We start from the raw sequence: 24,621 nt of genomic DNA, 5'->3' as shown, positions 1-24,621 counted from the left end.
CAGCTGGTCCAACAGATAGCCGGGGCCGGCACCCAGATCGAGGAAGCGGCGAACCTCCCTGCGTGCGTAAAGCACGGCTTCGCCTGCGCGAACCAGTCCGTCGCCCGAGGCGCGCTCACGCGCTGCCTTCAGTTCTTCGTTCCAGTAATCGAGGTCGTAGTCCCGGGGGGAGACGCCGCGGTCCATGTCTGCGAGGACTTGCGGTTCGATGAAGATCGAGTCGCAGGCTTTGCAGGAGAAATAAGGGAAACCGTCGACGTCGCGAAATGGTTCGGTCGTCTGGGTTTTTAGGCAAACAGGGCAGGGATGCGTCATGGCGGCAGCATTCTAGCCTTTGCTCGAGACAGGCCGATGATAGGCCCGATCACCAGCGTCACCGATTGTGCACTCGAGCACTGTTTCGGTATGCATATGCTGCTCGAAGCGGATCAACGTGTCGTATCGCCAGACCCGCTGCATGGATTCCATGATTGAAAGCTGCTCGACGTCATCGAAATGAGGTCGGAATTGTCGCATGCCCAGGCGCAAGGCTGGCCTGTTGTCGAGAAGATGTTCGAGCCTGGTATGGATAGCACCAAGGGCGCCACGGTGGCCCGCGAGACGCGCAACGCCACTAGGGGGCGGTCGATTTCTTGATGCCTGATGGATGCGAAGCACGCGGGCAAACGCATCCATCATGGCAGTGCCAATCAGCCAATAGCCTGTTCCAGCTCCGGGATGATCTTGAACAAATCCCCCACCAGGCCGATATCGGCGATCTCAAAGATCGGCGCCTCGCCGTCCTTGTTGATGGCGACGATGGTGCCGGCGTCCTTGATGCCGGTGAGATGCTGGATGGCGCCGGAGATGCCGATGGCCATGTACAGCTCCGGCGCGATGATCTTGCCGGTCTGGCCTACCTGCAGGTCGCTCGGCACGTAGCCGGCGTCGACGGCGGCGCGCGAGGCGCCCACGCCGGCGCCGATCTTGTCGGCAAACTTGTAGATGATGTCGAAGTTTTCCTTCGAGCCCACGCCACGGCCGCCGGAGACGACTTTGCTGGCGCTCTGCAGGTCCGGGCGGTCGCTTTTGCCCGACTGCAGTTCAACGAAGCGGGTGTGCGAGGGCAGGGCGGCGTCGACGCTCAATGCCTCGACCGGGGCGCTGTTTGCGCCGCTCGCCGCGGCGGCCCACGAGGCCGTGCGAATCGTGGCGACGACCGTGCTGCCGGCGTCGGCTTGCACCGTGATGATCGCGTTGCCGGCGTAGATCGGGCGCTTGAAGGTATGGCTGCCTTCCACGCTCATCACGTCGCTCACCTGGGCGACGCCGAGCAGGGCGGCTACGCGGGGCAGCACGTCCTTGCCGAAGGTCGTGGAAGGGGCGAACACGTGGCTGTAGCCGGCGGCGGCCTTGGCGATCTGCGGCGCCAGCACGGCGGCGAGCGGGTGGGCATTCTCGGCGCGGGCGATGGTGAGCACGCGGCTCACGCCGTCGATCTTGGCGGCATCGGCAGCGATGGCGTCGGCGTTGTCGGCCAGCACCAGCACATCGATGGATTCGGGCTTGATCGAAGCGGCGGCGCTCACGGCGCGGGCGGTGGAGGAGTTGAGCTTGCCGTTCAGGTGTTCGGCGATGACGAGGATCTTGGACATGTCGTTATCTCCCTCAGGCTGCTTAGAGCAGCCCCTTTTGCTTCAGCGCCGCGACCAGTTCAGCCGCATCCTTGACCATCACGCCCTTGCTGCGCTTGGCCGGCGCGGCGTAGTGCGTGGTCTTGAGATGATCGTTGGCTTCCACGCCCAGCGAGCCGAACTCGATGGTGTCGATCGGCTTGGACTTGGCCTTCATGATGTCCGGCAGCTTGATGAAGCGCGGCTCGTTGAGGCGCAGGTCGGTGGTGATCACGGCGGGCAGTTCCGCTTCGATCACTTCCAGGCCGGCATCGACTTCGCGGGTCACCGTGACCTTGCCGCCGGCGATCTCGACCTTGCTGGCAAAGGTGGCCTGCGGGCGATCCCACAGCGCAGCGAGCATCTGGCCGGTCTGGTTGGCGTCATCGTCGATGGCCTGCTTGCCCAGGATCACCAGGCCCGGCTGTTCCTTCTCGATCAGCTTCTGGAAGATGCGGGCGGCGGTGAGCGGCTGCACGGCATCGGTCGTGACCACATGGATGGCGCGGTTCGCGCCCATGGCCAGGCCGTTGCGCAGGTGGGCGGTGAGGTCGGCCGGGCCGATGCCCACCACGATCACTTCCTCGGCGACGCCTTTTTCGCGAAGGCGCAGCGCTTCTTCCAGCGCAATATCGTCGAAGGGGTTGGCGGAGAGCTTCACGCCATCCGTCACCACGCCCGTGCCATCGGGCTTGACCTGAATGCGGACGTTGTAGTCCACGACACGCTTGTAGCCAACCAGAATCTTCATCTGCGAGTCCTTTGATGCTAAAGCCACCCCGACTGGGGGAACGGCCATTGTACCTGACCTAAAACGATCGTTTGAAGTCGCCCGGGAGGGGCGTCACGAGTGTGCCAGAGCGGTCTGCAGTGTCGCTTTGGCCATGTCAAAGGAGAAATGGCGCCAGACGTGCGCCGCGGAGGCCGTGGAGAGCCTGTTCCAAAGTTCTTCGTCGTCGTAGAGGCGCAGTATGGTCTCGGCGAACGCCGAGGCACCATCGGCCAGCAGTACGTTGATACCGTCCTCAAGACGCATGCCCTCGGCGGCAATCGGGGTGGCCACGACTGGCAAGCCATAACTCATGGCGGTGTTCACCTTGCCTTTCACGCCCGCGCCGTAGCGCAGCGGGGCCAGCGCAATGCGACACCCGTTCATCCACTCATCCAGGCTCTCGACCCGGCCGTGAGTGACCACGCCATGGCCGGCGAACTCCTGCCTGGCGGCTTCAGGCATGTCGCCGATGAGGTGCAGCGTCAGATCATTGCGGCGCGCGCGAACCAACGGCCAGATCTCGGACACCAGCCAACGCACGGCATCTTCATTGGGCGGATGACCAAAGCCGCCGACGAAGACCACATCGCGGCGCTCGGCGAATGGCCGTTGGCTACCCTTGACGTCATGCATGTTCGGAAGCAACAGGACGTTTGCACCCGGCAGGTCACGCAACAGCAGATCCTGCTCGACCGTACTCACCACGAAGGTCGCATCACAGGCACGGATCAGGGCGTATTCGCGCTGTTTGGACGCGCTGGCCTGTCTGACTAGCGAGGCGTTGCCGGTGTGTTCGGCGGCGCGCTGTTCGCGCAGAAAATGCAGATCCACCGTGTCGTAAAGCAAGGTGGCGTTCGGAGCGAGCTGCTTGATCAGTGCCAGATGACTGTCGGCCACGTAATAGCGGCACAGCATGACGGCCTGGAGTTGCTTGCCTTCGCGCTTCAGCCATTCCAGCAATGAGGGCGAATGAGGCTTGCACAGGGTCTCCACGCCAAGTCGTCCCAGCGTCCGTATTTCCTTTTCCGAGGATTGCCGGTTGTCCGCCATGAAGGTGACGCGCCACCCCATGTCACGCAGTAGCCGCATGATGTTGTAGAGCTGCTGCGAGCCTGCGTCGCGGGTGGGATCGGGCGTGAGCGCATCCATGATGAAAATGTGCGGGCGGCCACGCTCCAGCGCACGATTGATCGGCGTCCCGGGCGCAGGCTGGTGCTGGAGCGCCTCGGCCCATTTCTCGACGAATTTGCGGCGATTGAGGGTCTGGTATTGCTTGACGCCAGCGAAGGGATCCAGGCCTGAGCTGATGCCCTCACAGTGCACAACCAGGCTTTCGGGTTCGTAGATCACGCGCAGGCCGGCCTTGCGCACGCCGAACGCCAGGTCCATGTCTTCGCAATAGGCTGGCGCGTAGCGGCTGTCGAAGCCGCCCACCTGATCGAACAGGCCGCGCGCGATCAGAAGCGAGGCGCCGGACACGTAGTCCACGTTGCGACGAAACATGTAGCGAGGGTCATCGCGACGTTCGAAGCGGCCAACGTTCCAGGCACTGGCATCGGAGTACACGAGGCCGCCAGCTTCTTGCAGCCGGCCATCCGGATAGATCAGGCGACTACCGACGATGCCGCAGTGTGGTTCGTCGCGATACGCCTGGACGAGCGCATCCAGCCAGTGGGGGGTCACCTGAGTGTCGTTGTTCAGGAACAGCAGGAACTCGCCGCGCGCCGCCTGCGCGCCCGCGTTGCAGCTGCCGACGAAGCCCAGGTTCCTGGCATTGCGCAGGACGTGCAAGCCCTCGATCTGCGACAGGACGTCGGCGCTACCGTCGGTCGATGCGTCGTCAATCACGATGACTTCGAAGGCGGTGTCGGCCCCGTGCCTGGCGATCGATCGCAGGCAGGCAAGCGTCCACTGCAGTTTGCCGTAGACGGGAATGAGCACCGAGACAACAGGCTTGTCGCTGGAGGGCAGCGAGAACGGCTGAAAAGGTACGTCGAGGAGCCCCAGCTCAAGTTCCTGGTCTTGTGCCGGATAGCGCTTGAATTCCTGGGTGATGCGCGCCAGCGTTCCCTGCACGCCTCGTTGCGCAAAACTCCCCTTTACTCGGTGCAGGAGATAGCGCAGGCGCCGAAGCCGCCAATGGATATTGCTTACCGGCATGGATGATTCACTTCAAAGTCGCTCGGGCGGCTGTCATGACGAGCAACCAGGATTAGAGATTCTGATAATTCGGACCCGAACCACCTTCCGGAGTGACCCAGTTGATGATCTGGTAGGGATCCTTGATGTCGCAGGTCTTGCAGTGGACGCAGTTGGCGGCGTTGATCTGCAGGCGTTTGCCGGCGTCGTCGCTGACGATTTCATAGACGCCCGCGGGACAGAAACGCGTGCACGGGTTGCCGTATTCCACGGCGCACTGGGTCACGCACACGTTGGTGTCGGCGACGTGCAGGTGGATGGGCTGGTCTTCGTCGTGTTCGGTGGCGGCGAAGTAGACGCCGGCGAGGCGGTCGCGTGGTGGCAGTTCGCGCGGCTGGACGTAATCGCGCTTGGGCTCTTCGTACTCGCCCAGTTTGTGCAGCGAGGACCAGTCTGCCTTGTTCTTGAGCGTCCACGGCGAGGCGCCGCGCAGCGCGGTTTCCCATGCGGCGTTCAACATGCCGAACCACAGGCCCTTCTTGAACGCGGGCTTGATGTTGCGGACCGATTTGAGCTCGGCCATCACGTCCGACGCGCGCAGCCTGGCGTCGAAGCCGGCCGGGTTCAGCTGGTTGGCCACCAGGTGTTCGGCGGCGAGCATGCCGCTCTTGATCGCCTGATGGGTACCCTTGATCTTGGGCACGTTGAGCAGGCCGGCGGTGTCGCCGATCAGCAGGGCGCCGGGCATTTCAACTTTCGGCAGCGACTGGTAGCCACCGGTGACGATGGCGCGTGCGCCGGCGGAAAGGATGCTGCCGCCTTCCAGCAAGGACTTTACCGACGGATGGTTCTTCCACTGCTGGAACGCTTCCCACGGCTGGTAGTTGGGATCGCTGTAATCGAGGCCGCTGACATAGCCCAGCGCGATGCGATCCTTGTCCAGGTGATAGAGGAAGCTGCCGCCATAGGTGTGATTGTCGGCGGGCCAGCCAAAGCTGTGCACGATCTTGCCCGGCTGCACGCGGCCCGGCGGCAGCTGCCACAGTTCCTTGATGCCGATGGAGTAGCCCTGCGGGTCGCTGTCCTTGTCCAAGGCAAAGCGCTTGATCAGCTGCTTGGTCAGGCTGCCGCGCGCGCCTTCGGCGAGCACGGTGACCTTGGCCTTGATGTCGATACCCTGCGTGTAGCCTGCCTTGTGCGAACCATCCTTGGCCACGCCCATGTCGCCGATACGCACGCCGGCGACGGAGCCGTCGTCGTTGTACACGGTGTCGGCCGCGGCAAAACCGGGAAACACATCCACGCCCAGCGCTTCGGCCTGCGGCGCGAGCCAGGCGCACATGGCGCCCAGCGAAACAATGAAATTGCCGTGGTTGTTCATGCCCGGGGGCACCGGCAGCTTGCGGCCGCCGGTCTTGCTGAGCAGCCAGAACTCATCCTCGGTGGCGGGCACGCAGATCGGCGGCGGATTGTCGCGCCAGCCGGGCAGCAGGGCGTCAAGCGGCTGCGGCTCGATCACCGCGCCGGAGAGGATCTGCGCTCCGATGGTCGAGGCCTTCTCGATCACGCACACGCTCGTTTCCGGCTGCAACTGCTTGAGACGGATGGCGAACGCGAGGCCGGACGGGCCTGCGCCAACGACGACGACGTCGTATTCCATGATTTCGCGGTCGCTCACGGCTCACTCCAGCTGATCTTGTACGGCATGCCTACCGTTCTCTGACGTACGGTACGGGTAATCCGGCATTGTCCGGGTTCGGGCCATTGGGGGCAACGGTGGCCGAATCCTTGCAAACCCTTCATGTGTGATAGCGATAATCCCCCCAAAAGCGACCCAGGGAAGAAAGAATGAATTTGCAGCCCCCGATCAGCGAACTTGACCTGCGTCGCGCCACCATGTGCCAGCTGCTGCACTGGCTGGCGGTGGACCGCGTGCAGCCACAGGGGCTGGCCGAGACCTATCTGGAGGCCATCGAGCGCGTCAATCCGCAGCTCAACGCCTATGTGAGCCTGAGCTCGGCCATGCTGCAGGAGCAGGCGCTGGCGGCCCAGCATCGCCGCCGCGACGGCGTGATCGGGAGGCTTGACGGCATCCCCATCGCGCTCAAGGACAATTTCGACGTCGCCGGCTGGCCCACCAGCGCCGGCCTGGCGGGGCGGCGCAAACCGGTCACCGACGACGCCCACGTGGTGTCGCGCCTGCGCGCTTCGGGCGCTGTGTTGATCGGCAAAACCAATATGGACGAGGGCGCGCTGGGGGCGGTCACCAACAATCCGCATTTCGGTGCAACGCACAATCCGCATCGCCATGGCTATACCGCTGGCGGCTCGTCGGGCGGTGCAGCTGCGGCGGTGGCGGCAGGACTCGCGGTGGCCGCAGTGGGTTCGGACAGCCTGGGCTCGATTCGCATCCCGGCCAGCTATTGCGGCGTCTACGCGCTCAAGTCCACCCACGGTGAGATCTCCGCGCGCGGCATGGTGCCGGCGGCGCGGCGGCTGGATACGGTGGGTCTGATTGCGCGCAGCGCCGATGATTTGACGGTGTTGCTGCAGGTGCTGGCCGGTTACGACGCCGACGATGCGCGTTCGCGCCGTCGACGCGTGGCCTTGTCGCCGCCGGATTGGGAGCCGGGCCGCCTGCGCGCGGGCTTCCTGCCCAATCTGAGTGCCGTCGGTGTGAAGCCGGAGGTGATCGAGGTGTTCGAAGCGGCGCTGGCGAAATGGCCGCGCGAGCTCGGTGAGCGCCGCACGGTGGATTTTGCCGACTGGGATTTCGCCCGCACGCGTCGCGCCGGTCTGTTGCTGATGGAGGCGGAGATGCTCGGCACCTTCGCATCCGATCTGGCCAACACGGACGACCGTGCGTCCGAGCATTTCCGTCGGCTGCTGAGCTACGCCGCCGGCAAGAGCGCCGCCGACTATGCGACCGCCGATCGCGTCCTCGATGCCGCCACCTTGAAGATGCGTCGCCTGTTTGCGCAGATCGACGTACTGGTGCTGCCGACCACGCCGCAGGGCGCGTTCCCGCTGGATGGCCCCGTGCCCGATTCGCAGGCCGACCTCACCAGCTTTGCCAGTCTCGCCGGCTGTCCGGCGGTGAACATACCGATGGGCTATCTGCCCGACGGCATGCCGATCGGCCTGCAACTGGTAGGCGCGCGAGGTTCGGATCTGCGGCTGCTGGAACTGGCATCCGTGTGCGCCGCGACGCTCGATGTGGAACCGGGATTCCCGGCGATTCATTGAGGCGGGTGTGAGCCTGTTCGATCAAACGACGCAAGGTGGTTGGCAATTACTGCCACTGCCGGGCGCGGCGCTTTCGCTGTGGCCGCAGTGGCTGGACCGTGGCGAGGCGGACGCACTGTTCGCCGAACTGCGCTCGACGATTGCGTGGGAAGTGCACCGCATCCGCATCTTCGGGCGCGAGGTGGATTCACCGCGCCTCAGCTGCTGGATCGGCGACGAAGATGCCAGCTACGTTTATTCACGCACGCGCTTCGCACCACATCCCTGGACGCCGGTCTTGCGCGCTCTGCGTGATCGCGTGGCCGATGCCTGCGATGCGCGTTTCAACAGCGTGCTCGCCAATCTTTATCGCAACGGCCAGGACTCGATGGGCTGGCACAGCGATAACGAGCCCGAGCTGGGCCGCGAACCGGTGATCGCGTCGCTGAGCCTGGGTGCGGCCAGACGCTTCCGGCTCAAGCCGCGCGGCGAAGCGACGCGCGGAGATGTGCTGGCGATCGAGCTGGAGCACAGCAGTCTGTTGCGCATGGCGGGCGATACACAACAACGCTACGTGCACGATCTGCCCAAGACGAGCGAGGCCGTCGGGCCGCGCATCAATCTCACCTTTCGCTGGGTGGATGCCTCAAAGCGCGTGTAGCGTCAGTTCGTCCGCACGTCATGGCCATCGAGTGGCTGCTGCAACGTCCAGCTCACCAGCTGCGAGGCGAGCGCGTCGCTGGCCTGTCCGAATGCCGCAACGACCTGCGGTACGGTCGTTCCGCCCACTGGCTGGGTGACGTCGAAGCGGCGCGTGGCCACGATGCGCAGGCCGCTGTTCTTCACCAGTCGCGCATCGAAGTGGATCACCACCACGGGTTGCCCGTTCTCATAGACCGACTGGAATGAGCGCAGGTCGCCGGCGAGCGAATAGTCCGCTTGCAGGCTGGTCTCGTCGCTGCTCAGGCCTGCGATTCGGCCGTTGTCGCGGAACGCATCCATGATGCGGTTGCGCAGCAAGGTCGTGGCGTTGTCAGCCCAGCGGGCGCCCTGATACACGCTGACCACATTCCCTTGCGGCAGCACGGCGATGCGCGAGCTGTCGATCATGCGCTCGGCGTTGGGCGTGTCCACCCGTAACGACCAGTTCACCGCTGTCGCGCTGTCGCGCGGGAGTGGCGTGGAAGGCAGGCGGTAGACGTCGGGTGATTCGGCCTTGGGCAGGATGGTACAGGCGCCGAGCAGCGCAATCGCTGCACAAGCGGAAAGGCGCAGGCGCATCCTCATGGCACGAACTCCTTGTTGCGGTCACGGCCGAGCAGGAAGCCCGCCGGGTTGTCGTCAAGGCGGCGCGATACGCCGCGCAGCGAGCCGGCTGCGTCGCGCAGTTCGCGCACGGCCGGGCCCAATTCACTGAAGCCTTGCAGGCCGCCGTTGATGGCGGCACGGTTGTCGGTCAGCAGGCGGTCGATATCCGCAGCGGAATGGTCGAGCGAGGCCATGGCGTTGCGCGCGCTTTCCAGCGCGGCGCGTGCCTGGTTGTCGACCAGGCCGTTCGCATTGCGTACCAGCTGGTTGGTCTGGGCCAGGGTCTCGTTCGCCTGCTTGCTGGCCTGCGCCAACTGCTGCAGCAGCTGATGAATGTCTTCGCGCTGGTCGGCGACCGTGCCGGTGATCTGGTCAAGATGCTGCAGCGTGTGGCTGATGCGTTCGGAGTTCTCAGGCGACAGCAGCATGTTCGCCTTCGCCACGACTTCGTTGATGTTGGTCACCAGGTCTTCGCCGTTGGCAAGGATCTGGCTCAGCGGAGAGGGGTCGGCCACGATCACCGGCAGCTGGTCGTCCTTGGACTCCAGTGGCGGACTGGTCGGCGAACCACCGCTGAGCTGGATCACGGACAGGCCCGTCACGCCGGTGAGAGTGAGCTTGGCATGCGTGTCTTGCTTCACCGGAACATCGCCGCCCAGACGAATGCGCGCCAGCACTTTGCGCGGGTCCTGCGGGTCCAGCTTGAGCTGGGTGACGGCGCCGACCTTGATGCCGTTGTACTGCACCGCACTGCCCTGCGAGAGGCCGCTGACCGCTTCGTTGAACACGATCTGGTACTCGGTGAACTGGCGGTCCGAACTGGACTTGGCCAGCCATAGCGCAAACAGCAGCGCGGCGGCGACCACGATCACCGTGAATAGGCCTATGAGTACGTGATGGGCACGCGTTTCCATGTCATTTCACCTCGGGGGTATCGTCGCGTTCGTGCGCCTCTTCGGCGGCGCGGCCACGCGGGCCGTGGAAATACGCCTGCACCCATGGATCGGGATAGCGGGCCACCTCATCGAGCGGGCCTACGACCAGCACCTTCTTCTGAGAAAGCACCGCCACGCGGTCGCAAATCGTATAAAGCGTGTCCAGGTCGTGGGTGACCAGAAATACGGTGAGGCCCAACGCGTCGCGCAGGGTGAGGATCAACTGGTCGAATGCCGCCGCGCTGATCGGGTCCAGGCCCGCGGTGGGTTCGTCCAGGAACAGAATTTCCGGATCCAGCGCCAGCGCACGCGCCAAGGCCGCGCGCTTCACCATGCCGCCGGAAAGCTCGGACGGGAATTTGGTTTCCGTGCCCATCGGCAGGCCGGCGAGGGCGAGCTTCACGCCACCCAGATGCTGGGCATCGGGACGCGTGAGGCCGGCGTGTTCGATCAGCGGCATCGCGACGTTCTCCACGATATTGAGCGAGGAGAACAGGGCGCCGTTCTGGAACAGCACGCCGAAGCGCCGCTCCACGCGGGAGCGCTGCTCGGGCGAGAGGCTCAGCAGGTCCTGGCCGAATACGTGGACGTGTCCGGAGGTCGGGCGTTGCAGCCCCACGATGCTGCGCAGGAGCACGGACTTGCCGGTGCCCGAACCGCCGACCACGCCGAGGATTTCGCCGCGGCGCACATCCAGGTCCAGGTGCTCATGCACGATTTGCGTGCCGAAGCGGTTCACCAGGTGGCGAACCTCGATCACGTTTTCGGCGGCTTGCGGTTTCGCGACGGCGTTCACCAGCCCATCTCCATATAGAAGAGTGCGGCCAGCGCATCGATCAGGATCACCACGAAGATCGACTGCACCACGCTGGAGGTGGTGTGTTCGCCCACCGATTCGGCACTGCCGCTGACCTTGAAGCCTTCCAGGCAACCGATCACCGCGATCAGGAAGGCAAACACCGGCGCCTTGGCGATGCCGACCAGGAAGTTCTTTACCCCGATATCGGACTTCACCAGGTTGATGAACATCACCGGCGGTATGTCGAGCACCATGGCGCAGACGAGCCCGCCGCCGATCAGGCCGGCAATCATGGCCAGGAAGGTGAGCATGGGCAGCGAGGCGAGCATGGCCAGCACGCGCGGCAGCACCAGCAGTTCCATCGGGTCGAGGCCCAGGGCACGGATCGCATCGATCTCCTCGTTCGCCTTCATCGAGCCGATCTGCGCGGTGAACGCGCTGGCGGTGCGGCCGGCCAGCAGGATGGCGGTGAGCAGCACGGCAAATTCGCGCAGGAACGAGAACGCCACCAGATCCACCGTGTAGATAGTGGCACCAAAATCCGCCAACACGGTCGAGCCGAGGAAGGCCACCACCGCGCCCACCATGAAGGTGAGCAGCATCACGATGGGCACGGCATCCAGGCCGGTCTGCTCGATATGCGCCACCAGGGAAGTGACGCGCCAGCGACGCGGGCGCCAGACGGTCTGCACAAACGTCTGCAGGGTGAGCCCGATGAAGCCCAGCAGTTGCACCTGCTGGTGCCAGACGTTGTCCATCGCCGCGCCGATGCGCGCGAGCAGCTCGGTCACCGTGTTGTGGCGACGCCGGGACTTCGGTTTGACGTAGCTGGCCATCGCCTTGCCGACGGTCTGCAGCAATGCGCGTTGGGCAGCGGGCAGGGTTGGATCCTGCGTGGCCAGATCGCCCAGCCGTTCGGCGCCCAGCAGGCCGGCCAGCAGCGCGGCGCCGGCCGTATCCAGCGCACCCAGGGCGCTCAGATCGATCGGCGTGGTCTGATGAAGGCGGCTCTTGAGCGCATCGACCGCGCGCTCCAGCACAGCGTAGTGGGCCAGCGTCCAGTCGCCTGCCACACGCAGGCGTGGGGGCGTGGCCGTGGCATCGAGTTGTGCGCTTCCTGTCGCCATCGATGTACTCATGAAGCTCGATCTTAGTGGAGTGTGGCCTAGATCAGGTGACGAAACGATGGTGAGGTCAGCGGCGGTGGGCCTCATGCGTTTTGCTACATCCTGTCGACGCCGTGCCTGCCACGGCGCCCGTTTTCCGCTAGATTCCTCCCTTGACCGCGCGCCCCCAGGCGCTACCGGACCCAGGAAACAGTGACGCCAAGCATGCCTTCCATGTCCCATCTGGACGCCCTCGAAGCCGAGAGCATCCACATCTTTCGCGAAACGGCGGCCGCTTTCGAGCGTCCCGTGATGTTGTATTCGATCGGCAAGGACTCCTCCGTCCTGCTGCATCTGTTGCGCAAGGCGTTCTATCCGGCCCGGCCGCCAATGCCCCTGCTGCATGTGGATACGACCTGGAAGTTCCGCGAGATGATCGCCTTCCGTGACCAGGTGGCCGCCGAGGGTGATGTGCAGGTGCTGGTGCATATCAACCAGGACGGTGTGCGCCAGGGTATTTCGCCGCTCACCCACGGCTCGGCCGTGCATACCGACGTGATGAAGACGGTCGCGCTCAAGCAGGCGCTGGACCAGTACGGCTTCGATGCCGCCATCGGCGGCGCGCGTCGCGACGAGGAGAAATCCCGCGCCAAGGAGCGCGTGTTCTCCTTCCGCAATGCACAGCACCACTGGGATCCCAAGCATCAGCGTCCCGAGCTGTGGCACACCTTTAATACGCGCATCCACAAGGGCGAAAGCGTACGGGTGTTCCCGCTGTCGAACTGGACTGAGATGGACGTGTGGCATTACATCCGCCGCGAGAACATTCCGGTGGTGCCGCTGTATTTTGCCAAGCCGCGCCCGGTGGTGGCGCGCGACGGCGCGCTGATCATGGTCGATGACGAACGCTTTACCCTGCGCGATGGCGAGCAGGTCGAGCTGCTCGACGTGCGCTTCCGCACCCTGGGCTGCTATCCGCTGACCGGCGCGGTGGAGTCCTCGGCCGATACGCTGGACAAGATCATCGAGGAGATGGCCGCGTCCCGCACCTCGGAACGCCAGGGCCGGGTGATCGACAACGATGGCAGCGCCTCGATGGAGCGCAAGAAGCAGGAGGGGTATTTCTGATGGTCACGATGGACCCCACCCCGACGCTCACCGAGGACACCAACCTGCTGCGCTTCATCACCTGCGGCAGCGTCGACGATGGCAAGAGCACGCTGCTCGGCCGGTTGCTCTACGACGCCGGCATGGTGCCGGAAGACCAGCTCGCTGCACTCGCCCGCGACAGCCGCAAGTTGCATGCCGAAGCCGAGGACGCGCTGGATTTCTCCCTGCTCACCGACGGCCTCGACGCCGAACGCCAGCAGGGCATCACCATCGACGTGGCCTACCGCTACTTCCACACGCCACGCCGCAGCTTCATCGTGGCCGACTGCCCCGGGCATGAGCAGTACACCCGCAACATGGCCACCGGCGCCTCCAACGCCCAGCTGGCGGTGGTGCTGGTCGACGCGCGCAAAGGGTTGCTGCCGCAGACGCGCCGCCACAGCTATATCTGCGCCCTGATGGGCATCCGCCAGGTGGTGCTGGCGGTGAACAAGATGGACCTGGTCGATTGCCGCGAGGACATCTACGCGGCCATCGCCCATGAGTACCGCGAGCTCGCCGCGCAGCTGGGCATCACCACCGTGCATTGCCTGCCGGTGGTGGCGACGGGCGGCGACAACGTGGGTCATCGCTCGACGCGCATGCCCTGGTATCAAGGACCCAGCTTGCTCGAGCTGCTGGAGTCGGCCGACACCAGCGCCACGCAGGCGCAGGATTTCCGCATGCCAGTGCAGTGGGTCAACCGACCCGATGCATCGTTCCGCGGTTACGCCGGCACGGTCTGCGGTGGCCGCGTCGCCGTGGGTACCGAGATCGTGGTGCAGCCGGCCATGCGCCGCGCACGCGTGGAGCGCATCGTGACGGCCGACGGCGATCTGCCTGAAGCCGTGGCCGGCCAGGCGGTGACGCTCACCTTCGACCGCGAAGTCGATGTGAGCCGCGGCGATGTGATCGCCGACGCCGCATGCCCCGCGCCGGTGGCCGACCAGTTTGCCGCCCACGTGCTGTGGATGGGCGACGAACCGCTGCTGCCCAACCGTGCCTATTGGCTGAAGATCGGTTCGCGCACGGTCAACGCGCGGATCACTTCGATCAAGCACAAGGTGGACGTCAACACCCAGGCCGAACTGGCCGCCCGCCGTCTCGAGCTCAACGAGGTCGGCTACTGCAACATTGACCTGGATCATGCCATCGCGTTCGAGTCCTACCAGGACAACCGCACGCTTGGCAGCTTCATCCTGATCGACCGCACCACCAACGCCACGGTGGCCTGCGGCATGCTGGACTTCGCGCTGCGCCGCGCCTCCAACGTGCACTGGCAGCACACCGACCTGGACCAGGAAGCGCGCAGCATCAGCAAGGGTCAGCAGGCGCGCTGCCTGTGGTTCACCGGTTTGTCCGGCGCGGGCAAGTCGACCGTGGCCAACCTGGTCGAGCGCCGCCTGCATGCGCTCGGTTACCACACCTATATGTTGGACGGCGACAACCTGCGCCATGGCCTCAACAAGGACCTGGGCTTCACCGCCGAAGCCCGCGTCGAAAACGTGCGCCGGGTCGCCGAGGTCGCGCATCTGATGGTCGATGCGGGCCTGATCGTGCTGGTCTGTGTCATCTCGCCGTTCCAGAGCGAGCGTCGCTTCGCTCGCAGTTTGTTTGGCGAGGGTGAATTTCTCGAGGTGTTCGTCGATACCACCCTGGAAGAATGCGAGCGCCGCGATCCCAAGGGGCTCTACCGCAAGGCGCGTGCCGGCGAGATCTTCAATTTCACCGGCATCGACTCGCCGTACGAAGCACCGGAACACGCCGAGCTGCATCTGCTCACGGCTGGCCTGCGGGCCGAGCAGCTGGCGGAGCAGGTGGTGGAGCAGTTGCTCGCCGGGCAGGGTCACGCGCCGCGTTGAGCTAGCCGCGACCTCCCACGATCGTCATTCCGGCGTAGGCCGGAATCCAGTAGCCATACGACACGGTTGTCGCCCTGCTCCACGATCGTCGCGGGTTGATGACAGTCTTGTGTGTCGCGATAACCGGGCTGCTCGGCCACTGGATTCCGGCCTGCGCCGGAATGACGAGCGGGAACAGTCGTCGCTCGACTTGGCTCGCGGTTCACATGCTGCGCCGCACGATCCTCCGCCGATACGCCAACGCACGGTAAGTGCGCGGGCGCGCTCGGCTTGGAATGTATCCATGCGCCCGGCGATAATGCTTCTTTCCCCAGAGCACGACTGCGATGACCGACAAGACCGTACTCAATGACACCCATCGTGCGCTGGGCGCACGCATGGTCGATTTCGGCGGGTGGGACATGCCGATCAACTACGGCTCGCAGATCGAGGAACACCACGTCGTGCGCCGTGACGCCGGCATGTTCGACGTCTCCCACATGACCGTGGTCGACCTGCACGGCGCACGCACGCGCGAGTTCCTTCGCCATCTGCTGGCCAACAGCGTCGACAAGCTCAAGGTGCAGGGCAAGGCGCTGTACTCCTGCATGCTCAACGAGCAGGGCGGCGTGATCGACGACCTGATCGTCTACTTCCTGGGCGAGGAGTTTTTCCGCCTGGTGGTGAACGCGGCCACCCGCGAGAAAGACCTTGCGTGGATCACCAAGCAGGCCAAGGCGTTCGACGTCGAGGTCAAGGAGCGTCCGGACTACGCCATGATCGCGGTGCAGGGTCCGAACGCCCGCGCCAAGGTGATCGGCCTGCTGGCCGAGGTGGATCACGAGCGCATGAAGAAGCTCGGCAAGTTCGCTGCCGCCGCGGCGCAGGGTCCGCATGGCATGCCGCTGTTCGTTGCCCGCACCGGCTATACCGGCGAAGACGGATTCGAAATCATCGTGCCGCAGGAACACGCCGTGGCCCTGTGGCAGGCGCTCGCCGCCGCCGGCGTCGCGCCGGCCGGACTGGGTGCGCGTGACACGCTGCGCCTGGAGGCGGGCATGAACCTCTATGGCCAGGACATGGACGACACCGTGTCGCCATGGGAAGCGAACCTGGGCTGGACCATCGCACTGGACGAAGGTCGCGACTTCATCGGCCGCAAGGCGCTCGAGGCGCAGAAGGCGGCGGGTGTACAGCGCGTGATGGTCGGCCTCGTGCTCGACGACAAAGGTGTGCTGCGTCACGGTCAGGCCGTGCTCACCGCCAACGGCGCCGGCGAGATCCTGTCCGGCAGCTTTGCGCCGACGCTCAACAAGGCGGTGGCGTTTGCGCGCATTCCGGTCGGCGAGCCGGGTGACGTGCGCGTGGATATCCGCGGCCGCGAAGTGCCGGTACGCATCGTGAAATACCCCTTCGTGCGCGACGGCCAACCCTGCGAAGGCATCTGACTTCAGGCATCAATGCGGCACGGGCTAAGCCCGTGTTGCCCATCGGGTGAAGGCAGCTAGAATTGGCGCTCCACCCACGACCCATACCAACGACTGGATCCGATCATGAGCGAGATTCCCGGCGATCTGAAATTCCTCAAGTCCCACGAATGGGCCCGCGTCGAAGACGACGGCCTGGTTCGCGTGGGTATCTCCGACCACGCCCAGGGCCAGCTTGGTGACCTGGTGTACGTCGAGCTGCCGGAGATCGGCGCGAGCGTGCAGGCCGGTCACGGCGTTGCCGTGGTCGAGTCGGTCAAGGCCGCTTCGGACATCTACAGCCCGGTCTCCGGCGAGATCGTGGCGGTCAACGAAGAGCTCAACGACAAGCCCGAAACCATCAACGAAGACGCCTTCGGCAACGGCTGGATCTTCCTGGTCCGCGCCAGCGATCGCGGCGAGCTCGATGAGCTGCTCGACGCCGACGCCTACGCCGAGCTGGTCGAAAACGAAGACCACTAAGCCCTGACGTTCGATGCTGCACCCGATGCCGGCCGCCTCAAGCGGCCGGCTTCTTTTTGAGTCGCGGGATCGGTTTTTTCGACGCGCGAAGAACCGATCCGGAGAGGATTGGAGGCGTCGATTTTTACGTTGAAGTTATCGCCGTCCATGCCGATAGAAGTCCAACATGGCGATCCGGCAAGCCGGGGTCGCGTCGCGAGTCGACCCTCTTCGACGCCTCCGGACCTGCCGATGACGGTCCGGAACGACCCTCCGGACCGGTCTTTGAAAAAATAAATTCAGTCGCCTTTCGTTCATCAAAAGGGGTGTGCCGGGGAGGCCCCCGGCATGTCGTTGATGTGTCTCGACTTGTGAGACGCACGTCTGTCAGGCGGCTGTGCACGGAAAAGACAAAATGGCTTGTTTTAAGCGGTTTTGTCGGTGTCGAGGTAATCAAAAGGGCATTAACATCTGGATGTATGGACGTCCAAACGAAAATGCCTTCAAACCCCCGTAAGGCCTTGTCTGGCGGGGGTTTGGACCCTCCCGGGGGTGGATGAAACGGATTGATTTAATGGTTAAAATCAATTGACAGCTGAAATCTTCAGGAATAGCTTTCGCATCGGAACACGGAGAACGGGTGCCATGGCAACATCGAAATTCATCAAGCCTTATGTCGATCATGGAGAGAAGGCCGGCGCAGTACGCAAGATCACGGTCTCGATCCCATTGCACATTTTGAGGCCCTTGTCTGACGAACGCACCCGTCGTCAGGTGAACAATCTTCGGCACGCCACGAACAGCGATCTGCTGGTTGAGGCGTTCCTGCACGCTTTTACTGGGCAACCACTGCCAACTGATGAGGAGCTGAGACGAACTATGGCCACTGCCAAGAAAGCCACCGCAAAGAAGGCCGCCAAGAAGGCGTCCAAGAAGACCGCCGTGAAGAAGACCGCTGCCAAGAAGCCGGTCGCCCGCAAGCCGGCCGCCAAGAAGGCTGCCAAGAAGGTCGCCAAGAAGGCTGTTGCTAAGAAGCGCCCGGCCGCTGCCAAGAAGGCTGCCGTGAAGAAGGTCGCGACCAAGAAGGTTGCGAAGAAGGCTGTTGCTAAGAAGCGCACCGTGAAGAAGGCTGCCGCTGCCAAGGTCGTCAAGGCGACCAAGGCTGCGAAGGCCCCCAAGGCTGCCAAGGCCCCCAAGGCCAAGAAGTAAGCTTTAAGCGTTACTCTTAATAACAAGCAAGAACGACTTTTCTCCCCGCGGTGCCCAGCGCGGGGAGAGTCCTTCGAAAGAGCGACTCGTCCCGGCCCTTGCCGGGACGCTTCGTTTGTGGGGCCTGAAAAACTCTGTAGGAGCGCACTTGTGCGCGACCGGGGGCACGGCTCCGTAGGGTTGTCGCGCACAAGTGCGCTCCTACAGGAGACAGAGAGCATTACCTCGGCGGAATCTTGGGTAAGAAAATTTCCTAGCGACGACGGTCAGGCGTCAGCGACGCCCGAGCAAGCCCGATACGACGCGATGTGCGGCTAGTCGCCGACACGACGACCGATTTGCCGTAGTGCTGCATTACGGTTACCTTTCACACATCCGCGCCGCGGTGGCCTGGGGAGGCTGCCGCTCCTGGATTCACAGGGGGAAAAAGCGCGGGTATCTGATGCCACTCGGTGAGAGATCATGGATACCCGAAACAAACATCATGCGCGTAGCTACGCGCGTGGGGCCATTCGGCCCGCTGCCATTGCCATTGTTGCTGTCGTTGCCGTCCTTGCCGCAGCTTCTTGGTTCCTCATCATCAAACCGCACCAGGACCTGGTCGATGCCGACGTCGGTGCGCATCCGTCCACGCCGATAAAGGCGGGTCCTGAAGCACCGCCACCACCGGTCAACGTGGCCGCCATGAGCATGAACCAGCTGCTCTCGGAAGCCCGCAAGGCGGTCAACGAACAGCGTCTGCTGGCCCCGGCCGGCAACAACGCCTTCGAGTTCTATCTAAAGGTGCTGGAGAAGCAACCGGGCAACCCGGTGGCCACCGATGCGCTGCGCGAGACCTTTCCGGTGGGCGCCAGCGTGGCCGAACAGGCGATCAACCAGCGCGACTTCAACGAAGCCCAGCGACAGATCGATCTGCTCACCAAGGCCGACCCGGCGAACTACACGCTGACCATCCTGCGCTCCAAGCTCGATGCCCAGCGCAAGTTGCTCGATCGCGAGCAGCAGCTGGCCTCGGACAAGGAGAAGCAACAGCAGCTGGCCACGCAAAAGGCAGCGTCGGATAAGGCCGATGCCGATCGCCTTGCTGCCGAAGCCCAGCAGAAGGCGCTGGCCGACCAGCGTGCGGCACAGGCACGCGCGGCGCAGCAACAGGCGGCGGAAGCGGCCCGTCAGCAGCAGGCCTCGCCCACCACCGCCAGCGCCGGCAACAGCGGGACGGCGAGTGCCGCCGGTACGCATCCGGCCGTGCTGTTGCGCAACGTGCCGCCGCGCTATCCGACCACCGCCGTCCGTGCGAACCAGGAAGGCTGGGTGGAAGTGGCCTTCACCATCACGCCCGAAGGCACGGTGGACGACGTCAAGGTGGTGGATGCCGAGCCGCGTCACGTGTTCGATCGTGCAGCCACCGAAGCGGTGAGTCGCTGGAAGTACCAGCCGGCCACGCAGGACGGCAGCCCGGTGTCGTCGCAGGACAAGCGCCGCATCGTGTTCAAGCTCAACTGATGGATGACTGGCCGCACTGGCGGCCAGCGCCCGGCAACGCAAAGCGCCGCATGGAAACATGCGGCGCTTTTTTCATGGGCTGGTCGTTAGCGCTTGCTGCCGTGCGCCGTGGTCGCGCTCTTGCTCTTCTTGCGCGTCTTGCCCTTGGCCGTGTTGGCTGCCGGCGCATCGCTTTCGATGCCCGCCCAATCCACGTGCGGAAGCCCGAGCAGGCTGTCGAATACCATCGGCAGCAGGCCGGCGGGCAGGGGATCGGCGGAGTTCCACATCATCACCAGGCCCACGTGCTGCCGGGGCAGGAAGCCGATCATGGTGCGATAGCCTTCGACCGCGCCGGCGTGGAAGATCATCGTTTCGCCTTCGTAATCGAACACGCGCCAGCCCAGCGCGTAGGAGGCATCCTCCAGCCGCGCGCGACGCCACGGCGCCGAATGCATCTCGACCGGGGTGGACACCTCCGGTGCGTGCAGCGTGTTGAGCAGCGAGGCCGGCAGCACATCCGGTCGACCGCCCATCTGCGCGATCAACCACTGCTCCATGTCCTTCAGGCTCGCATTGACGCCCGCCGCGGGAGCCACGCGGTAATAGGCATCCTTGGGCTCGAACGGAATCCAGCCGTTGCTGCCGGGACGATGCGGGCGTGCCCAGCTCTTGCTCGCTTCCAGTGCTTCGCGACCGTAGCTCGCCGTTTTCATGCCCAGCGGGAAGAAGATGTTCTTGTCGACCTGGCGGGTGAAGAAGTCGCCGGTCTGCGCATAGACCACGTCGCCGATCAGGCTGAAAGCGATGTTTTGATAGCCATAGCACTGACCCACATCGCAGGTAAGCGAGACCTCGTCGAGCCGGCGCACCAGTTCTTCATAGGGCACGTTGTCCTCGAGCATGCTGTCGTAGGTGTTCTTGGGCAGGCCCAGACGCTGGCCGAGAATGTCGCGCACCGTCGCCTGCTGCGCGGCGCTGTCGCTCTTGAGCCGGAAGAACGGCAGCACGTTGACGAGCCTGGTATCCCAGGAGAGCTTGCCATTGCCCACCAGCACGCCCGTGAGGGCCGTCGCGAACGCCTTGGACAGCGATGCCAGCCGGAACACCGTCTCGGGCGTCACCGGCTCGCGCGTGGCGGCGTTGGCGTAACCGATGGTGTCTTCGAACACGACTTTGTTGTCGGCCACCACGGCGGTCGCCAAACCGGCCACCACGTTGCGCTGATCCACGCGCCCCAGCCACTGCTGGTAAGCACTCAGCGTGTCCTTCATGCGATCGGCAGGCACGCCCGGCGAGGACGCAGAAACGTTGGCGTCGTTCGCCGGTGCCGCCGCATATGCGGCGGGCAGGGTGCCGGCCCATCCCAGGGCGGCGGCAATGAGCAGTGGAAGCGTGCGTAACGTCATGCTGTTCGAATGGGCTGGGCGTCGCGTGACGCGGGTCGAAGGACAGCTCGGAGCGAGCTGGGCGTTGAGCCAGGTCGATCCATGACGGCCGCCGGAGAGTAGCGCAGGAAACCTGGAAAATCCTCTGCCCATATGGCGGATGGATCTACTGGGACAATCCCGCCGCCTGCTTGGTTTCATTCAGGATCAGCGCGCTGGCCCGCTCGGCGATCATGATGACCGGCGCATTGGTGTTGCCGGTGGGCAGGCTGGGCATCGCCGATGCATCGACCACGCGCAGGTTCTGCACGCCGCGTACACGCAGCTCGCTGTCCAGCGGCGCATCGCTGTCGCCGCCCATGCGGCAGGTTCCCACCGGGTGATAGATGGTCTCCGCCTTGCGCCGGATGAAGTCGGCGTACTCGGCATCGCTGGCGATTGCACGTTCGGGAAAAACCGGCGCGCCGCGAAACCGGTTGAAGGCGGATTGCGAGAGGATCTCACGCGACAGGCGGGCGCCTTCGATCATGCGCTGGAGATCGTGCCCTTCGGCATCACCCAGATAATTGGCGTGGATGGCGATGGGCTCGGCGGGATCCGCCGAGCGCAGTCGCAGCATGCCGCGGCTGCGCGGATGCAGGCAGCAGGCATGCACGGTGTAACCGTAACCGGGCAGGCGATGGCGGCCGTGGTCATCCAGTAGCGCCGGCACGAAATGGAACTGCAGGTCGCAGCGTTCGTCCGAGGCCAGCCGGCTGCGCACGAAGCCGCCGGCCTCGGCGATGTTGGAGGTGCCCGGCCCCTCGCGATGACGCAGGAAGCGCCACCCTGCCGCCAGTTCGTTGAGATGGTCGTAGGTGATCCTCTGCGTGCTGCCGTCGAGCGTGCAGATGTCCAGGTGATCCTGCAGATTCGCGCCCACGCCGGGCTGATCGACCTGCACGGCTATGCCATGTTCGCGCAGATGATCGGCCGGCCCGATGCCGGAAAGCATCAGCAGCTGCGGCGTGTTTACCGCACCGCCGGCAAGAATCACCTCGCCGCCTTCGATCAGTACATCGCTGCCTTGCAGTTGCACCCCGACCGCGCGCCCTTGGGCGATCACCACGCGCGCCGCCAGGGCGCCGGTACGCACCTGGAGATTCGGTCGCTCCTTCGCGGGTCGCAGATAAGCCGCTGCAGTGGAGCAGCGCGCGCCGTGGCGCTGGGTCACCTGATACAAGCCAAAGCCGTCCTGACTCGGGCCGTTGAAGTCGTCATTGCGCTGGTAGCCGGCGCTCAGGGCGCTGTCGATGAACACCTCCGACAGCGGATTGCGATACCGAAGGTCGCTGACGCCCAGCGGACCACCGCTGCCATGCAGGCTGCTGGCGCCGCGCGTGTTGTCTTCGCTGCGCAGGAACCACGGCAGCACCTGCTCCCATGACCAGCGCGCATCGCCGGTGGCCTGCGCCCAGCGATCGTAGTCTCCCGGTACGCCGCGGACGTAGCACATGGCATTGATCGAACTGGAGCCGCCCAAGGTTTTGCCGCGGGGCCACCACAGCGTGCGGTCATACAGCTGCGCCTGCGGTTCGGTGCGGTAGTTCCAGTTGAGGCGCCGGTTGTTGGCCAGGCGCGCGATGCCTGCCGGCATGTGGATCAATGGATGCCAGTCCGACGGCCCGGCTTCGAGCAGCAACACGCGCTTGCTGCCGCTGGCGCTCAAGCGGTTGGCCAGCACGCAACCGGCCGAGCCTGCGCCGACGATGATGATGTCGTAGGTCATCCCAATCCCCTGGTCCTTGTCGGCGTTCGCTAGGCCGCATGCTAGTCTGTGACGGACCCCCGCTGGAAACGCCGGTGAATACCCCCCGACCCGCCGCAGCGAACGAAGGCCTCGCGTCGATCCTCTCGGCAGTGGCCTTCTTCTTCGTGATGACGGCCTATTACATCATCCGGCCTGTGCGCGACCAGCTCAGTGGCGCCGTCGGCTCCCAATCGCTACCCCTGTTCTACGCCAGCACCTTCGGCGTGATGTTGTTGCTGACGCCGGTGTTCGGCGCGCTGGTCTCGCATTTTTCGCGCAAGCGACTGCTCGGCTGGAGCTACAGCTTCTTCGTCGCCTGCCTGCTCGCCTTTGTGCCGGCCTTCATGGCGCAGGATCGTATCGGTGCGCGCACGCTCGGCGTGGGCTTCTTCATCTGGGTCAGCGTGTTCAACCTGTTCGTGGTGTCGCTGTTCTGGAGCTTCATGGCGGACATCTTCAAGAGCGTGCAGGCGCGTCGCGTGTTTCCGCTGATCGCGCTGGGCGGCATGGCCGGCGCCATCTTCGGGCCGCTGGTCACCAAGTTCCTGGTGCAGGTCATCGGCGTGGCCTCATTGCTGGTGGTCTCGGCGGTGGCGCTGGTGATCGCGCTGACCCTGCTGGTGACACTCTCCTCTCGACACGATTGCCGCGAAGAGGCGCGCAACGACGAACCCATCGGCGGTTCGCTGTGGGCCGGCATCAAGGAATTGTGGACGCGTCCGTTCCTGCGCTACATGGCGGTGCTGATGGTGCTGGGTGATGGCATCGGCACGCTGGCCTATGCGCTGATGGCCGACTACACCAAGGCGCATCTGCCGGATCGGGTGGCGCGCACCTCGTTCTACAACGACCTGGATCTCTACGCGAACCTGCTCGGCGCGGTGCTGCAACTGACGCTGACGCGCTGGCTGCTGGTGCGCAAGGGAGCGGGCCCGGGGCTGGTGCTGCCTTCGATCGTGAACTTCGTGCTGCTCGTGTTGCTGGTGATCGTGGGCATCGGCAACGTCAGCCTGTTCGGTGCCATGGTGCCGATGCTCTCGATCATGCTGGTCGGCTCGCGGGGCTTCGCCTATGGCATGACCAAGCCGGCGGTCGACGCGCTGTACACCCGCGTGCCGCGCGAGACGCGCTACAAGGGCAAGAACTTCGTGGAGACGGCGATCTGGCGTTTCGGCGACGTGCTGGTCACCAGTGGCGTGAGCGTGCTTGGCACGCTGGGCATGGCAGCCACCGGCATGGCCGGCATCGGTGCGGGCGTCGCGGTGGTGGCCACGTGGGTGGCTGCGCGCGCCGGTCATTCACCCGACCTGCTGCCGGAGCAGCGGGCCGGAGAGGACGCGGCCGCGCAGGCCGAAACCGCCAAAGCCTGAGCGTCGCTCAGCTGGTGATGTAGCGCTGCAGTTGTTCGATCTGTTCGGCCTGGGCGTCGATCACTTCCTTCACCAGGTCGCCGATGGAGATGACACCCACGACCCGTTCGCCGGTCACCACGGGCAGGTGACGGATGCGGCTGTCGGTGCACAGGCGCATGCAGTCGAATACGTCGGTATCGGGCCCCACCGTCAGCGGCGGGCTGCTCATGATCTCCGAGACCGCGGTCTGCGCGGAGGAACGACCCTGCAGGATCACCTTACGGGCGTAGTCACGTTCGGAGACGATGCCCACCAGCCGATCCTCGCGCATCACCAGCAGCGCGCCGACTCGGCGTTCCGCCATGTGCTTGATCGCTTCGAGCACGGGCGCGTCCGGTGCAATGCTGAAAATGTCGGTGCCCTTGCCTTCCAGCAAATGCTTGACTTGTCGCATGCTTGAACCTCCCAGGAGGCCGCCGATCGGCCGCATGCAGGGAGTCTAGCGCCGCCGCGCGGACGTGGTGTTGGCCCGATGTGAAGCGCGCGG

22 protein-coding genes are annotated in these 24,621 nt (G+C 64.6%); 9 read left to right on the top strand and 13 right to left on the bottom strand.

Going from position 1 to position 24,621, the window contains the following annotated elements; genetic code table 11:
• The 5 genes from AB4Y82_RS17685 to AB4Y82_RS17665 all read right to left on the bottom strand — a co-directional run.
• On the bottom strand, nucleotides 1-315 hold a 315-nt coding region (locus tag AB4Y82_RS17685), incomplete at its 3' end, for a hypothetical protein (RefSeq protein ID WP_441611534.1).
• Nucleotides 316-689: 374 nt separating this feature from the next.
• Nucleotides 690-1,634 carry an electron transfer flavoprotein subunit alpha/FixB family protein gene (locus AB4Y82_RS17680; protein ID WP_441604992.1) on the bottom strand — a complete coding sequence of 315 codons (945 nt, stop codon included), beginning with the start codon at nucleotides 1,632-1,634 and terminating at the stop codon, nucleotides 690-692.
• 22 nt (nucleotides 1,635-1,656) lie between these two features.
• Entirely contained in the window at nucleotides 1,657-2,403 is a 747-nt protein-coding gene (locus AB4Y82_RS17675) for an electron transfer flavoprotein subunit beta/FixA family protein (protein WP_441604991.1), read from the bottom strand.
• 93 nt (nucleotides 2,404-2,496) lie between these two features.
• Nucleotides 2,497-4,584, bottom strand: coding sequence for a glycosyltransferase (locus tag AB4Y82_RS17670; protein WP_441611532.1), 2,088 nt, complete (start codon nucleotides 4,582-4,584; stop codon nucleotides 2,497-2,499).
• Nucleotides 4,585-4,636: 52 nt separating this feature from the next.
• On the bottom strand, nucleotides 4,637-6,223 hold the full coding sequence (locus AB4Y82_RS17665) for a 4Fe-4S dicluster domain-containing protein (RefSeq protein ID WP_441604996.1): 1,587 nt from the start codon (nucleotides 6,221-6,223) through the stop codon (nucleotides 4,637-4,639).
• 188 nt (nucleotides 6,224-6,411) lie between these two features.
• Between AB4Y82_RS17665 and AB4Y82_RS17660 the strand changes: the two genes are divergently transcribed.
• Both AB4Y82_RS17660 and AB4Y82_RS17655 read left to right on the top strand, forming a co-directional pair.
• Nucleotides 6,412-7,809: an amidase gene (locus tag AB4Y82_RS17660; RefSeq protein WP_441604989.1), complete on the top strand. Its 1,398-nt coding sequence runs from the start codon at nucleotides 6,412-6,414 to the stop codon at nucleotides 7,807-7,809.
• A 7-nt stretch (nucleotides 7,810-7,816) separates the two neighbouring features.
• Nucleotides 7,817-8,449, top strand: a complete 633-nt coding sequence (locus AB4Y82_RS17655; protein WP_441604988.1) for an alpha-ketoglutarate-dependent dioxygenase AlkB family protein — start codon at nucleotides 7,817-7,819, stop codon at nucleotides 8,447-8,449.
• A 2-nt stretch (nucleotides 8,450-8,451) separates the two neighbouring features.
• Here AB4Y82_RS17655 and AB4Y82_RS17650 read toward each other — a convergent pair whose 3' ends face one another.
• From AB4Y82_RS17650 to AB4Y82_RS17635, 4 genes are read right to left on the bottom strand one after another with little or no spacing between them, the layout of a single operon-like run.
• Nucleotides 8,452-9,075, bottom strand: coding sequence for an ABC-type transport auxiliary lipoprotein family protein (locus AB4Y82_RS17650; RefSeq protein WP_441604987.1), 624 nt, complete (start codon nucleotides 9,073-9,075; stop codon nucleotides 8,452-8,454).
• Nucleotides 9,072-10,010: an MlaD family protein gene (locus tag AB4Y82_RS17645; protein WP_441604986.1), complete on the bottom strand. Its 939-nt coding sequence runs from the start codon at nucleotides 10,008-10,010 to the stop codon at nucleotides 9,072-9,074. The genes AB4Y82_RS17650 and AB4Y82_RS17645 overlap by 4 nt, the downstream gene beginning before the upstream one ends.
• Before the next feature lies 1 nt (nucleotide 10,011).
• Entirely contained in the window at nucleotides 10,012-10,827 is an 816-nt protein-coding gene (locus AB4Y82_RS17640; RefSeq protein ID WP_441604985.1) for an ABC transporter ATP-binding protein, read from the bottom strand.
• On the bottom strand, nucleotides 10,824-11,969 hold the full coding sequence (locus tag AB4Y82_RS17635; RefSeq protein ID WP_441604984.1) for an MlaE family ABC transporter permease: 1,146 nt from the start codon (nucleotides 11,967-11,969) through the stop codon (nucleotides 10,824-10,826). Before AB4Y82_RS17635 ends, AB4Y82_RS17640 begins: the two co-directional genes overlap by 4 nt.
• Before the next feature lie 201 nt (nucleotides 11,970-12,170).
• Between AB4Y82_RS17635 and cysD the strand changes: the two genes are divergently transcribed.
• The 5 genes from cysD to metJ all read left to right on the top strand — a co-directional run bounded on the left by cysD (nucleotide 12,171) and on the right by metJ (nucleotide 18,063).
• Nucleotides 12,171-13,064, top strand: a complete 894-nt coding sequence (cysD, locus tag AB4Y82_RS17630; RefSeq protein ID WP_441604983.1) for a sulfate adenylyltransferase subunit CysD — start codon at nucleotides 12,171-12,173, stop codon at nucleotides 13,062-13,064.
• Nucleotides 13,064-14,947, top strand: a complete 1,884-nt coding sequence (gene cysN, locus AB4Y82_RS17625; RefSeq protein ID WP_441604982.1) for a sulfate adenylyltransferase subunit CysN — start codon at nucleotides 13,064-13,066, stop codon at nucleotides 14,945-14,947. Before cysD ends, cysN begins: the two co-directional genes overlap by 1 nt.
• A 326-nt stretch (nucleotides 14,948-15,273) precedes the next feature.
• Nucleotides 15,274-16,374: a glycine cleavage system aminomethyltransferase GcvT gene (gene gcvT / locus AB4Y82_RS17620; protein ID WP_441604981.1), complete on the top strand. Its 1,101-nt coding sequence runs from the start codon at nucleotides 15,274-15,276 to the stop codon at nucleotides 16,372-16,374.
• 105 nt (nucleotides 16,375-16,479) lie between these two features.
• Nucleotides 16,480-16,875 (top strand): glycine cleavage system protein GcvH, encoded by a 396-nt coding sequence (gcvH, locus tag AB4Y82_RS17615; RefSeq protein ID WP_046972737.1) that lies wholly within the window; start codon nucleotides 16,480-16,482, stop codon nucleotides 16,873-16,875.
• A gap of 624 nt (nucleotides 16,876-17,499) precedes the next feature.
• Nucleotides 17,500-18,063: a met regulon transcriptional regulator MetJ gene (metJ, locus tag AB4Y82_RS17610; protein ID WP_441604980.1), complete on the top strand. Its 564-nt coding sequence runs from the start codon at nucleotides 17,500-17,502 to the stop codon at nucleotides 18,061-18,063.
• Between the two features lie 414 nt (nucleotides 18,064-18,477).
• Here metJ and AB4Y82_RS17605 read toward each other — a convergent pair whose 3' ends face one another.
• Nucleotides 18,478-18,687 carry a hypothetical protein gene (locus AB4Y82_RS17605; protein WP_441604979.1) on the bottom strand — a complete coding sequence of 70 codons (210 nt, stop codon included), beginning with the start codon at nucleotides 18,685-18,687 and terminating at the stop codon, nucleotides 18,478-18,480.
• A gap of 60 nt (nucleotides 18,688-18,747) precedes the next feature.
• Between AB4Y82_RS17605 and AB4Y82_RS17600 the strand changes: the two genes are divergently transcribed.
• Entirely contained in the window at nucleotides 18,748-19,566 is an 819-nt protein-coding gene (locus AB4Y82_RS17600) for an energy transducer TonB (RefSeq protein ID WP_441604978.1), read from the top strand.
• An 86-nt stretch (nucleotides 19,567-19,652) separates the two neighbouring features.
• Here the strand turns inward: AB4Y82_RS17600 and AB4Y82_RS17595 are convergent, their stop codons facing one another.
• On the bottom strand, nucleotides 19,653-20,954 hold the full coding sequence (locus AB4Y82_RS17595) for a serine hydrolase domain-containing protein (protein ID WP_441604977.1): 1,302 nt from the start codon (nucleotides 20,952-20,954) through the stop codon (nucleotides 19,653-19,655).
• A 145-nt stretch (nucleotides 20,955-21,099) separates the two neighbouring features.
• Nucleotides 21,100-22,701 carry a GMC family oxidoreductase gene (locus tag AB4Y82_RS17590; protein WP_441604976.1) on the bottom strand — a complete coding sequence of 534 codons (1,602 nt, stop codon included), beginning with the start codon at nucleotides 22,699-22,701 and terminating at the stop codon, nucleotides 21,100-21,102.
• A gap of 74 nt (nucleotides 22,702-22,775) precedes the next feature.
• Between AB4Y82_RS17590 and AB4Y82_RS17585 the strand changes: the two genes are divergently transcribed.
• The gene (locus tag AB4Y82_RS17585; RefSeq protein ID WP_441604975.1) at nucleotides 22,776-24,092 is read left to right on the top strand and encodes an NTP/NDP exchange transporter; all 1,317 of its coding nucleotides are present in this window, start codon (nucleotides 22,776-22,778) and stop codon (nucleotides 24,090-24,092) included.
• A gap of 7 nt (nucleotides 24,093-24,099) precedes the next feature.
• Here AB4Y82_RS17585 and AB4Y82_RS17580 read toward each other — a convergent pair whose 3' ends face one another.
• Entirely contained in the window at nucleotides 24,100-24,528 is a 429-nt protein-coding gene (locus tag AB4Y82_RS17580) for a CBS domain-containing protein (RefSeq protein WP_121877911.1), read from the bottom strand.
• Nucleotides 24,529-24,621 lie beyond the last annotated feature (93 nt).

It is taken from the genome of Dyella sp. 2YAF14, assembly GCF_052114725.1.
GTDB lineage: Bacteria > Pseudomonadota > Gammaproteobacteria > Xanthomonadales > Rhodanobacteraceae > Dyella.
Note: the sequence above shows the minus strand (reverse complement) of the source record. Positions and strands in the feature narration are given on the sequence as shown.

Excerpts from the sequence above, each read along its gene's own strand:
- gcvT (WP_441604981.1), top strand. The coding sequence starts at position 15,274 with ATGACCGACAAGACCGTACTCAATGACACCCATCGTGCGCTGGGCGCA.
- AB4Y82_RS17660 (WP_441604989.1), top strand. The coding sequence starts at position 6,412 with ATGAATTTGCAGCCCCCGATCAGCGAACTTGACCTGCGTCGCGCCACC.
- AB4Y82_RS17670 (WP_441611532.1), bottom strand. The coding sequence starts at position 4,584 with ATGCCGGTAAGCAATATCCATTGGCGGCTTCGGCGCCTGCGCTATCTC.
- AB4Y82_RS17595 (WP_441604977.1), bottom strand. The coding sequence starts at position 20,954 with ATGACGTTACGCACGCTTCCACTGCTCATTGCCGCCGCCCTGGGATGG.
- AB4Y82_RS17605 (WP_441604979.1), bottom strand. The coding sequence starts at position 18,687 with ATGCGCACCGACGTCGGCATCGACCAGGTCCTGGTGCGGTTTGATGAT.
- AB4Y82_RS17580 (WP_121877911.1), bottom strand. The coding sequence starts at position 24,528 with ATGCGACAAGTCAAGCATTTGCTGGAAGGCAAGGGCACCGACATTTTC.
- AB4Y82_RS17635 (WP_441604984.1), bottom strand. The coding sequence starts at position 11,969 with ATGAGTACATCGATGGCGACAGGAAGCGCACAACTCGATGCCACGGCC.
- AB4Y82_RS17675 (WP_441604991.1), bottom strand. The coding sequence starts at position 2,403 with ATGAAGATTCTGGTTGGCTACAAGCGTGTCGTGGACTACAACGTCCGC.
- AB4Y82_RS17665 (WP_441604996.1), bottom strand. The coding sequence starts at position 6,223 with ATGGAATACGACGTCGTCGTCGTTGGCGCAGGCCCGTCCGGCCTCGCG.
- AB4Y82_RS17590 (WP_441604976.1), bottom strand. The coding sequence starts at position 22,701 with ATGACCTACGACATCATCATCGTCGGCGCAGGCTCGGCCGGTTGCGTG.
- gcvH (WP_046972737.1), top strand. The coding sequence starts at position 16,480 with ATGAGCGAGATTCCCGGCGATCTGAAATTCCTCAAGTCCCACGAATGG.
- AB4Y82_RS17645 (WP_441604986.1), bottom strand. The coding sequence starts at position 10,010 with ATGGAAACGCGTGCCCATCACGTACTCATAGGCCTATTCACGGTGATC.
- AB4Y82_RS17680 (WP_441604992.1), bottom strand. The coding sequence starts at position 1,634 with ATGTCCAAGATCCTCGTCATCGCCGAACACCTGAACGGCAAGCTCAAC.
- cysD (WP_441604983.1), top strand. The coding sequence starts at position 12,171 with ATGTCCCATCTGGACGCCCTCGAAGCCGAGAGCATCCACATCTTTCGC.
- cysN (WP_441604982.1), top strand. The coding sequence starts at position 13,064 with ATGGTCACGATGGACCCCACCCCGACGCTCACCGAGGACACCAACCTG.
- AB4Y82_RS17650 (WP_441604987.1), bottom strand. The coding sequence starts at position 9,075 with ATGAGGATGCGCCTGCGCCTTTCCGCTTGTGCAGCGATTGCGCTGCTC.
- AB4Y82_RS17600 (WP_441604978.1), top strand. The coding sequence starts at position 18,748 with ATGAGCATGAACCAGCTGCTCTCGGAAGCCCGCAAGGCGGTCAACGAA.
- metJ (WP_441604980.1), top strand. The coding sequence starts at position 17,500 with ATGGCAACATCGAAATTCATCAAGCCTTATGTCGATCATGGAGAGAAG.